The sequence below is a fragment of the Methanoculleus sp. MH98A genome, assembly GCF_000691865.1.
GTDB lineage: Archaea > Halobacteriota > Methanomicrobia > Methanomicrobiales > Methanoculleaceae > Methanoculleus.
In genome coordinates this window covers 1-9,489 of the sequence record NZ_JMIO01000066.1, presented here as the reverse complement: position 1 = coordinate 9,489, position 9,489 = coordinate 1, and the positions used below count along the sequence as shown (strand labels likewise).

Below are 9,489 nucleotides of genomic sequence, written 5' to 3'. Positions count from 1 at the left end.
GGGCCATGGGGCCGGAGCATGAGCACCGAAGGTGTGGAGGAGGAGCGCAAGCGCGGGAGGGGTGGTAATAGGGGATGCAGGCATAGCGAGTTTGAGCAGCAATGATGTGAGTTGTAGACAGGGGAGGGGGCATGCCCCGTCGCACCTCCGGTGCTCAAGCTCGCTTCGCTCGCACTCCCCACCTGACGGTGGTCGAGCTCCGGGCGTTCGCACCTTCGGTGCTCATGCTCCCGCTCTGGCGACCGGTCGCATTCCGCCCATCACACTCCCCGTCAGCCCCTCCCCCAGTCGCGATATCCACTGGAAATCCGTGTGTGGGTTCATAGTATCCTGGGGGACGGCGGCCGCGATATCCAAATTCCCCAAACCCCCTTCCCCACCTCGCAAGACTCTCTGCGACGCCGGCGACATGCCCCCCGCTCCCTCCCCGCACCTATCGGTGCTCATGCTCCGGCCCCGAAAACGCTTCGCGTTTTCTCATGCTCCTGCCGTTCCGGCAGTCGCACCCCACAGCTGCGTATTTGACGGATCATGCCCCAGGTAGTACGAAATGCCTGATATACGGGAGTTCAAGTGGAAGCAGTGCCTGATCGTGCGCGCCGACATCAAGATGAGTTGCGGCAAGAAGTGCGCGCAGATCGCTCACGCCGCCATCGGGGCCTACGAGAAGGCCGACAAACTGGCGAGGAAGGCCTGGCTCGACGAAGGGCAGAAGAAGGTGGTGTTGAAGGCTTCGGCCGAGCGGCAGCTCTTTGAACTCAAGACGATCGCGGAGCGGGCGGGCATCCCCGCGTCGATCATCCAGGACGCCGGGATGACCGAGATCCCGCCGGGAACCGTGACGGCGCTTGGCCTCGGCCCCGCCCGCTCCGAAGACCTCGACCGGATCACCGGAGACCTTTCCCTGCTATGATGCCCTCGCCCCATCCCCTCGAGCAGGAACTCGGGATGCGCTACTACGCGTCCGATGCCCCCGGTATCGGCGGCCGGCTCCGTGCAAGCCCCGCCGACTTCGTCGTCGAGGAACTCCCGCTCCCGATCAGCGACCAGAACGGCCCGCACCTCATCTGCCTGCTCACCAAGACGAACTGGGAACTCCAGCGGGCGGTCAAGGAGATCGCAAAACGGCTCGGCATCAGCCACCGGCGGATCGCCTGGGCGGGGACGAAGGACAAGAACGCGGTGACCACCCAGTTCATATCGATCTACAACGTCACGCCGGAGGCCGTTGAACAGGTGCACCTTGCGGACATCTCGCTCGAGGTCGTCGGGCGGTCGCAGCACCCGCTCTCCCTCGGCAGCCTCGCGGGCAACCGGTTCGATATCGTCATCCGCGACTGCATCGAAGACGGCCTCCCGGCGCGGGTGCAGGCGGCGACGGAGGTGGCGTCCGCCGGGATACCGAACTACTACGGGCTGCAGCGGTTCGGCGTCGTCCGGCCGGTCACGCATCTGGTCGGCGAGAGGATCCTCAAGGGCGACTACGAAGGCGGCGTGGCCACCTACATCGGCCGGGGATACCCCCGGGAGTCGGAAGAGGCGCAGCGCGCCCGGACGCATTTCGCCGAGACCCGCGATGCACGGGCGGCGCTCGCCGATCTCCCCGTCCGGATGACCTACGAGCGGGCGATGGCGAACCACCTCGTCGCGAACCCCGGCGACTACGCCGGTGCGCTCCGGGCGCTCCCCCCAAAACTCCTCTCGCTCCTCGTGAGCGCATACCAGTCCTATCTCTTCAACCGAGCGCTCTCCTCCCGCATCGACGCCGGCATGTCGCTCACCGAGCCTGAAGTCGGCGACCGGCTCCTCTTTGCAAACGGTCGCGAGGATATTGTCTCCGCGCGGAACCGGCAGGCGGCCCTGATGCATGTTCGCCGCGGCCGGTGCCGGATCGCCCTCTTCATCCCGGGATCCGGGGCCGTGGCGTCGCACGGGCCGATGGATGAGATCATGCAGGAACTGATGACCGAGTCGGGTATCGACGCCGGGGACTTCGAGCGCGCCTCCCGGTTCGTGGAGACGGCGTTTTCCGGGGTGCTCCGGCCGATCAGTCTCTCCGCCGACGTGGAGACGGAGGTATCCGGTGCGGACGTCCGGCTCAAATTCACGCTCCCTCCCGGCCACTACGCGACGACGGTCTGCCGGGAATACATGAAGGCCGACCCCTACATGATGATCTAGGGGGTCGGCGATGAAAAGTGGTTACTTTCCTGGCTGGTAGAGCACGTTCCACTCGGTGACCAGGTTGCTCCCGCACATGAAGTGGCGCTTTAAGGAGAGCCGGAACATCTCCTCCTCGGTCTCGATATGCATGCCGCCGACGAGCGACGGGGTGTCGGCACCGCCGACAATGAACGGCAGGTGGATCAGGCGTATCTCGTCCACAAGCCGGTGGTTCAGCATCGCCCAGTTCAGCGTCGGCCCCCCCTCGATCATCATCCGGTCGACGCCGTAATCTCTCTTCAGGATGCCCATCAGTTCCGGCAGGTCGACCTCTCTCTCGCCCGCGACGACGACGTCGACGCCGCTTTCCCGGAACCGGGCGACATTCTCCGCCGGTGCGGCCTCGCTGACGGCGATGACGGTTCTCGCGTCCGGTCCGAGGACGTTTGCATCCGGCGGGATATCCGCCCGGCTGCTCGGAATGACGCGGAGCGGGCTTTTTCCCTCGACCAGCCTGACCGTCAGGAAGGAGTTGTCGATCCTGATGGTGTTCGCCCCGACCATGATGGCGTCATATTCCGCCCGGGTCTGGTGAAGGAGGAGTTCGGTTTCGGGAGCCATGTACTTCATGAGGATCTTGCTCGAAGCCCCACGTTTCAGGGTGAGTTTCCCGTCGACGGTGATCTCCGACATCATGAGCACGTGCGGCCTATCGTGTTCTGGCATTGGAATTCGTTCCCGGTGATCTATCTGGCGGGAGCGTTTATGAATCTGGTGATTTTAGCCCGTAAACGGTATTCCGGGTGAAGTGTTGCGCTCTCGTCCATCAGAGCAAAGGTTAAACTCCTTTCGAGCAGATAAAATATGCGATGAATATAACCTCCCTGCGGCCGAAATTCATCAAATATACGGAGCCAATCGCGTCGTTTTTTATACGCCTTGGCGTTACGCCGAATCAGGTCTCGGTACTCTCGGTGCTCTTCGGTTTTTCGTGCGCGCTTGCCTTCGCCGGGCGCCACTTCCTCGCGGGCAGCCTGCTCCTGTTCGTCTCGGCGATCCTCGACCTGGTGGACGGCAACGTCGCCCGGAAAAATCACGCCGAGAGCCGGTTTGGGGCGGTCTTCGACTGGATCGCCGACAAATACGTCGACGCGGCGGTCATCCTCGGCGTGGGGTTCTCCGGCATCCCCATCGTCAGCCACCTCGTCGACGTCCCGCCGGTCGCCGACTTCGGTATCGTGGGGCTGGCGCTCGCGGGATCGCTGATGAACACGTTCATCAAGCCGGTCACGTACGCGGAGATCGGGTATTCCGAGAGGGTTGCCGGGAAGATCGAGGATCCCCTCGAGGGGGTCGGCTTCTTCGGCAGGCCCGAGACGATCCTCGTGCTGGTGCTCGGCGGCGTGACCGGGCTCCTCTGGGTCTCGGTCCTCCTCATCGCGGTCTGCACGAACCTCTCCGCGGTCCAGCGGGTCTTCTACCTCTACCGGCGGTATTCCTGACCGGCTCGCAGATCTTTTTTGGGCCTTGAGGAAGCGTGGCGGATGGGCGTTGCAGCCCGCATCCTGACGGTGCTCAAACCGTGCCCTTTGGCCTTTGCGGCTTCGCGTGAGTCCCTGAACTCACTCTGTGCTGAAGTCTCACGCGAAGCGCGACTGGCCGAAGGGTGCGACTGCCGGAACGGCAGGAGCATGAGAAAACGCGAAGCGTTTTCGGGGCAGGAGCGTGAGCACCGCAGGTGCGAAGAACGACACTCTGGAGTGCGACTACCGGGCACTTCCCGCCCGGCGTCAACGTTCGGTCTTTCCGGCGTTCGGCCGGACGACCTGCTCGATCTCGCCGCGGTAGAGCCGGTAGAGGTTGTCGGCGAGGGTGCCGAGCTGGGGCACGATCATGAAGAGGGTGTACGCGAGGACCACAAGAAAGATGAGCGCCCCGAGTTCCGCCATGACGTTGTGCGCCCAGAAGAAACTCTCGTACCCGAACTCGCCGTTGCCGGCGATCTCGGGGAGGTAGGGGAACCACTGTTCGGTGTAGGCCGTTATCACGAAGACGTTCCGCACGATATTGAGGATGTAGATCGTCGGGAAGACGATGAGGAAGCCGGCGATCTTCTGCTTCAGCGTCGACTGCACGCCCCAGGCGACCCCGAGCATGATCGCGATGCTCTGGATGCCGGTGCAGGCGAGGATGATCTCGGTCTGGAGCCCGTTGCGCTCCATCAGGTTCCAGGCCTGGAAGGTTACGGGGTAGCCGACCGCCGCGAGCACCGCCGAGGTCTGGTCGGCGACGGCTGCAATCAGCCAGTTCCCGAGTTCGGGTATGTAGCCGAAGGGAGCGTAGATCAGGAACGCCACGGCAGCGATCATCGAGATCTGCATCACCCGGGGGTCGTCCCGGAGCAGGTATTTTGCGGTGATGTAGAGGAAGGGTACCGAGAGGACGGCTATCGCCGGGTACACGAAGTTATTGAGGGAGAAGTAGTAGGGAAGCTCGAGGAAGAGGTATCCGACGATGCTTGCCCATCCGCCGAGTGCGAAGTACTTCCTGAACCTGCTTGGGATGAGAAAGGCGAGAAAGCAGATGCAGGAGATCAGCACCAGGTAATCCTTCATCCTTTACCCTTCGGTGTATCCGGCTATAATTATTTGTGCGCCCGTCCAGTCCGGTCCACCTGCCCTGCGAACGGATCATGCGCCACGACCAAGAATTAATTGCGATCGCCGCCCCATTCATTACAATGATGTTCTGTCCGCAGTGTAAAGGTCTGATGATATCGTCCGGTGGTCAGCTGAAATGCAAAAAATGTGGCTATATCCGGGAGATCAATGAAACAGACCGGTTAAAGAAGACAGACAAACGCGTGGAGAAAGAGATCACCATCGTCGACGAAGAGGACAAGATTGCGACCCTCCCGACCGCGACCATCAAGTGCCCGGAGTGCGACTGTACGACGGCATTCTGGTGGCTGCGGCAGCTGCGTGCGGCTGATGAGAGCGAAGTCAGGTTCTTCCGGTGCACCGCCTGCGGCAAGACCTGGCGCGAGTACGATTGATCGAGCACCTTTACTGTTCTGGTGTCCCTTCGGGGGCGCATTTTTTCTGCTGGTTTCTGGCGGGCCCTTTTCGACTCCACGAGGCCCTATCCCCAACCCCCCGGCATCCATGATGCCCGTATTCTCTGTCCCCCTGCCAGGTGCGGGATCTCGATCCGCACGTAGGAGACGGCTGATCGATGGGGGACGAAGTCTCGCTTCTGCTACGCTATCGTATCCTGCAGACGCAGGGGTTCGGTCGGAAAACTCTGTTGCATGAATTCCCTCAACCGTTCGATCAACTCACCGACCTCATCGCCTGTGACGTCGCTTGCATGGTCGCACTTCTCCCGGATCTCGGCAAGATGCCGGATGGTTCTGAGTTGCGTGAGATCAAGGCAATCGTTTTCATACAGCCTTTGCACCAGATGTTCGACAGCGTCCTTCTTCTGGTATTCGAGGCCATACCTGTCGCACAGCGTCTTCAGTTGCCGTTCGAGCGCAACCCCCGCAAGGACGCCCGCGGCACGAGGATGGCCCATCCTGCAGAGACAGTCGGCTTCACCGATCTCGCGGTCGATGATGTCCGACGATATGAGTTCCCGGAGGTTTATTCTCTCGATCCCGAGAACATCCGATACGGAGAGGAGGATACTCCTTTGGATCTCGAAGACGCGCCAGAAATCGTCGATGATCCTGGACTTGTTGCGTGACCGTTGCAGCCGTTCTAACTTGATGTAATCGATAACGCCGTAGTTGCCCTGCGTATCGCCAAAATAGCAGTGATTGAATTCATCGACCCTTTCGGGGGCATATTCCCTGACATACCGGTGGGCGACCGTATACCACCGTTGATATTTTCGTAGCGCGTCTCGCTGTTTCTGCAGCTCCTGGCCGGACAACTCGCTCCACTGATTACTCGGAGCGAAGAAGAGTGCTCCTGCAGGATCCGGTTTGTGGATCAGTTCCACGGTTCGAAGTAACCCTATTACAATCCGCTCAATCTCAATTGCGTCGGTCTCAAGTCCGTTTATCGTCTGCTCGATTCCTTCAATCCCCCTCATTCCTTCGCCACCCCGTCCTCCGCGAGCCTCTGCGACTCGTATACCCGCAGGTCGATCTGCCGGCCGGTCGCGTCGAACATCCCGGCGGGGCCGTGGCGCCGGGAGGGGATGGTCTTGTGAATCACCCCGTTGTGCATGGTGATCAATTGGATATGGAAAAGAGCGCGGCAAAAAGGTTGGCATTTGTCCTTGCGTATTGCAGGCCGCCGCTGACGATCTCACGATCCCCGGCGGCCTGTCATGGTGCGGCGGCCATACGGTGACTCCCTCGTTGCGCGGCCTATTGGTACATCCCCGCGGTGCTGATGCTGAGCGCCACGAGCGATGCCGGAAACAGCAGCCCGATAGTGTCTCTCATCATGGGGTGCGTTACGGCTGTTGGAGAGCTCTATGGCCTCCACGTTCGTATTCGCGCATCGCACTCAGTCTTTGGGAGCCACCTGTTGTTCGCCTGCATCGTTCTCAGGGCATCTGCGGCGCGCGGCCCCGTGAGGATGCCTGCGTCCACGAGTGCATCCAGTATCCACAATGTCCCGTGGCATTCTATATCATTCTCTCCGGCCATCGTGCGCAAATGACCGTCGCCGGTTACCAGTATGGATTGCGTATCCCGTGCCAGGACGAATGCGGCGAGATCCCTGTAGGAGAGTCCGCGGTGCTCCCGGAGGAGTTCGTAGATCTCCGAAACCTGCCCGGGTTCCAGGTCGGCGATCTGCATGCCGCAGAGCCGTAATCGTTCGTGGGAGATTGTTGCTATCTCGTGGGCGATGAAGTTCGCCATAAGGAAGGTGTAACCGAGATATGGGGGACAATCCAGTATCCCGCCGGTGTCCAGGTCGAAGACGTAGTTCGCATCGATTGAACACTTGACCTTGGCACCTTTCACACGTATCGCCTAGAATGCTTCGACACACTGCTCACCGGGCTGTTCTCCCCCCAATAATTCCTGAGCTCGCGCTGTACTTATCTTCTTCTCGCTAAGAGCGCGGAGCACCAGCAGTTTCATGTGCGTCGGATGTTCGGGCGGCAACGGGGTTCCGGGCTCTGTCTGCCGCCACCCATTACTGTTGAAGAGCAACCAGAGCCGTTTCGACGTCCTCTCTGATATGATCCCGAGGTCGGCAGCCCGATGGAGCCAGGCACTCATGCTCATGCCCCATTTATGCTTGAGAAGGTAGAATTCGCGTGGTGATATGTTCCGGCGTCGTTGCCCCAGCTCCCGAAACGCCATCTCTTTCGGTACGAGGAACGCAGCGGCAAATCGATGGGCCGCCGTTTCTTCATCGACGTCCCCTTCAATCCGGAGCAGAAGGTGTCCGAGTTCGTGGGCAAGGTTGAACCGCTGGCGGTCCCCTGGGGTGTCGTTGTTTATGGCTATAACCGGCGTGTTATCATCGTAATAGAATGTCAGAGCGTCGAACTTATCCGTGGCTCCGATGATGCCGACCTTAATGCCGTGCTGCTCCAGCACATCCATGACGCTCTCAATGGGATCCAGGCCCAGGTTCCACTCATCACGAACTTTCTGAGCCACATCTTCGATCTCCCCCAGGCTTGTTATGCGGCAATCCTCCCTTGAAGGGAGCAAGAGAGGCTTCTCCTCACCCAGAATCAACTCGATCTCGAGGTATCTTTCGAGCCATTCCTGAACTTTTGCATGTATCTGGCTTTCCTCTCGCTTTTTCAGCGGTTTCCGGCACCGATACTGCGGCTCGGAAAGATCCACGGATATGGAGCGGAAGAAGTAATCGACGTTCACTCCGAGTATCTCGCTCATCTGAATCAGGAGCCCCGATCTCGGGGTGACTTCGCCGTTCTCGTACTTCGAGATCGCCATGGCGCTCAGGCCCATCTTCTCGGCCAGATTCCGCTGGCTCAATCCCGCGCCAATGCGTGCGGATTTTATCCGTTCTCCAATGGTCATCTCATCTCACCGCCAAGCGCCGGGTTTACAATTTCTTTGTTATTTATTGTTTTGTAAACTATATGGTGTCTCGCGATATTTGTATATATTCGTTCTGGTATGGTGGCGGCGTTGAGCGGGTCGGGTCGTCCGGTGGTGGCTGATCTATCTAGTGGCGCTGGAAATGCTGGATTTAAGCGTAATCGCTGTTTTTTGCTCCTTGTTGCTCCTGTGAGAAAGTTATATTGTTTCCTTCGTCGTTTTTCAACATATGGTGGCGGAGCCTTCCGGAAATCGCGGAACGTACCTGATCGTCGACACGGAGACGACCGGGACGCTCAAGACAGGTCGCTCGCCTCCCCGCCTCGTTGAGATTGCCTGGCTGGTCTGCGATGTCATGGGAGAAGTCTTGGAGAGGGACAACCGGGTCATTCGTCCGGATGGCTTCACGATCCCGGTGAGCGCCTCCCGGATCCACGGGATCACCACCGGGTACGCCCGGCGGGCTGGTGTGCCCGTCCGCGAGGCTCTTGATGCTCTCTCTCTGGCTGCAAACAAGAGTTCTACGATTGTCGCGCATAATCTCAGGTTTGACCTTGCAGTCATCGCGGGTGAATACAGGCGTGTCGGCGTTCCTGACCCGCTCGCCGCTTTTCCCGGCATATGTACAATGGAGTCAACGTCGTCACTCTGCAAGATCCGGCGGGGAAGTGGATACAAGTGGCCGACACTCTCTGAACTTCATCAAACACTCTTTAGCCACCCCTACGGGGGTGCTGCTCATCGCGCAGCTGGCGACGCAGAGGCGTGTGCACGTTGTTTTTTTGCTCTCAAAGAGACGGGTTTTTGGGAACGGGTGTGACTATCCCCACAAAGTGGGGAACACGAGGGCCGGCACGGAGAGATACCGCAGGATGCCGGTTCATCCCCACACGCGTGGGGAACACTCCAAGCCGTATAACGACAACTGACGATACCACGGTTCATCCCCACACGCGTGGGGAACACAGGTGCGGCGCGTCCTGGACGACCTGGAGTCCCGGTTCATCCCCACACGCGTGGGGAACACATCGCCCGGCAACCGTGAGTGTCGGCCAGCGCCGGTTCATCCCCACACGCGTGGGGAACTCGACCCCGCCCGGGCGACCGGGCTGGACCGGGCCGGTTCATCCCCACGTGCGTGGGGAACTCTGGCAAAAAGTCGATCAGGATCTCAGTGAGATCGGTTCATCCCCACGTGCGTGGGGAACTCGGCCGCCTCTTCGAGGATCTCGAAGGCCTTCTCGGTTCATCCCCACGTGCGTGGGGAACTCCCGACCCGGCCC

Annotated in this window: 10 protein-coding genes, 1 pseudogene and 1 CRISPR repeat array; of the genes and pseudogenes, 5 read left to right on the top strand and 6 right to left on the bottom strand. The window is 60.2% G+C overall.

Going from position 1 to position 9,489, the window contains the following annotated elements:
- The first annotated feature begins 550 nt into the window (after positions 1-550).
- Both pth2 and truD read left to right on the top strand, forming a co-directional pair.
- The gene (pth2, locus tag EI28_RS09375; protein ID WP_011844240.1) at positions 551-913 is read left to right on the top strand and encodes a peptidyl-tRNA hydrolase Pth2; all 363 of its coding nucleotides are present in this window, start codon (positions 551-553) and stop codon (positions 911-913) included.
- Positions 910-2,181 carry a tRNA pseudouridine(13) synthase TruD gene (truD, locus tag EI28_RS09370; RefSeq protein ID WP_048114346.1) on the top strand — a complete coding sequence of 424 codons (1,272 nt, stop codon included), beginning with the start codon at positions 910-912 and terminating at the stop codon, positions 2,179-2,181. The genes pth2 and truD overlap by 4 nt, the downstream gene beginning before the upstream one ends.
- A 21-nt stretch (positions 2,182-2,202) precedes the next feature.
- Here truD and EI28_RS09365 read toward each other — a convergent pair whose 3' ends face one another.
- The gene (locus EI28_RS09365; RefSeq protein WP_048114345.1) at positions 2,203-2,889 is read right to left on the bottom strand and encodes a dihydrofolate reductase family protein; all 687 of its coding nucleotides are present in this window, start codon (positions 2,887-2,889) and stop codon (positions 2,203-2,205) included.
- Positions 2,890-3,032: 143 nt separating this feature from the next.
- On the opposite strand from EI28_RS09365, the gene EI28_RS09360 reads away from it, so the two are divergent.
- Positions 3,033-3,665: a CDP-alcohol phosphatidyltransferase family protein gene (locus tag EI28_RS09360; protein WP_048114344.1), complete on the top strand. Its 633-nt coding sequence runs from the start codon at positions 3,033-3,035 to the stop codon at positions 3,663-3,665.
- 288 nt (positions 3,666-3,953) lie between these two features.
- Here EI28_RS09360 and artA read toward each other — a convergent pair whose 3' ends face one another.
- Complete coding sequence (gene artA / locus EI28_RS09355; protein ID WP_048114343.1) at positions 3,954-4,778, bottom strand: archaeosortase A; 825 nt, start codon at positions 4,776-4,778, stop codon at positions 3,954-3,956.
- Positions 4,779-4,903: 125 nt separating this feature from the next.
- Here artA and EI28_RS09350 point away from each other — a divergent pair, with 125 nt between their 5' ends.
- The gene (locus EI28_RS09350; protein ID WP_048114347.1) at positions 4,904-5,218 is read left to right on the top strand and encodes a transcription factor S; all 315 of its coding nucleotides are present in this window, start codon (positions 4,904-4,906) and stop codon (positions 5,216-5,218) included.
- Between the two features lie 203 nt (positions 5,219-5,421).
- Here the strand turns inward: EI28_RS09350 and EI28_RS09345 are convergent, their stop codons facing one another.
- The 4 genes from EI28_RS09345 to EI28_RS09335 all read right to left on the bottom strand — a co-directional run bounded on the left by EI28_RS09345 (position 5,422) and on the right by EI28_RS09335 (position 8,185).
- Positions 5,422-6,261: a hypothetical protein gene (locus EI28_RS09345; protein WP_048114342.1), complete on the bottom strand. Its 840-nt coding sequence runs from the start codon at positions 6,259-6,261 to the stop codon at positions 5,422-5,424.
- Positions 6,258-6,386 carry a hypothetical protein gene (locus tag EI28_RS15300; RefSeq protein ID WP_255342092.1) on the bottom strand — a complete coding sequence of 43 codons (129 nt, stop codon included), beginning with the start codon at positions 6,384-6,386 and terminating at the stop codon, positions 6,258-6,260. The genes EI28_RS09345 and EI28_RS15300 overlap by 4 nt, the downstream gene beginning before the upstream one ends.
- Before the next feature lie 263 nt (positions 6,387-6,649).
- Positions 6,650-7,147 (bottom strand): DUF3368 domain-containing protein, encoded by a 498-nt coding sequence (locus EI28_RS09340; RefSeq protein WP_011844232.1) that lies wholly within the window; start codon positions 7,145-7,147, stop codon positions 6,650-6,652.
- Between the two features lie 9 nt (positions 7,148-7,156).
- Positions 7,157-8,185, bottom strand: a complete 1,029-nt coding sequence (locus EI28_RS09335) for an ImmA/IrrE family metallo-endopeptidase (RefSeq protein ID WP_048114341.1) — start codon at positions 8,183-8,185, stop codon at positions 7,157-7,159.
- 250 nt (positions 8,186-8,435) lie between these two features.
- Between EI28_RS09335 and EI28_RS15525 the strand changes: the two are divergent.
- Positions 8,436-8,975 (top strand): annotated as a pseudogene (locus tag EI28_RS15525) (3'-5' exonuclease); the annotation flags it as partial.
- A 46-nt stretch (positions 8,976-9,021) separates the two neighbouring features.
- A CRISPR array of direct repeats spans positions 9,022-9,477; the repeat unit is 28 nt; unit sequence CCGGTTCATCCCCACACGCGTGGGGAAC.
- Between the last annotated feature and the right edge of the window lie 12 nt (positions 9,478-9,489).

What these genes read in the sequence shown, in the direction of transcription:
- pth2 (WP_011844240.1), top strand. Translation starts at nt 551, where the DNA reads ATGCCTGATATACGGGAGTTCAAGTGGAAGCAGTGCCTGATCGTGCGC.
- truD (WP_048114346.1), top strand. Translation starts at nt 910, where the DNA reads ATGATGCCCTCGCCCCATCCCCTCGAGCAGGAACTCGGGATGCGCTAC.
- EI28_RS09365 (WP_048114345.1), bottom strand. Translation starts at nt 2,889, where the DNA reads ATGCCAGAACACGATAGGCCGCACGTGCTCATGATGTCGGAGATCACC.
- EI28_RS09360 (WP_048114344.1), top strand. Translation starts at nt 3,033, where the DNA reads ATGAATATAACCTCCCTGCGGCCGAAATTCATCAAATATACGGAGCCA.
- artA (WP_048114343.1), bottom strand. Translation starts at nt 4,778, where the DNA reads ATGAAGGATTACCTGGTGCTGATCTCCTGCATCTGCTTTCTCGCCTTT.
- EI28_RS09350 (WP_048114347.1), top strand. Translation starts at nt 4,904, where the DNA reads ATGATGTTCTGTCCGCAGTGTAAAGGTCTGATGATATCGTCCGGTGGT.
- EI28_RS09345 (WP_048114342.1), bottom strand. Translation starts at nt 6,261, where the DNA reads ATGAGGGGGATTGAAGGAATCGAGCAGACGATAAACGGACTTGAGACC.
- EI28_RS09335 (WP_048114341.1), bottom strand. Translation starts at nt 8,185, where the DNA reads ATGACCATTGGAGAACGGATAAAATCCGCACGCATTGGCGCGGGATTG.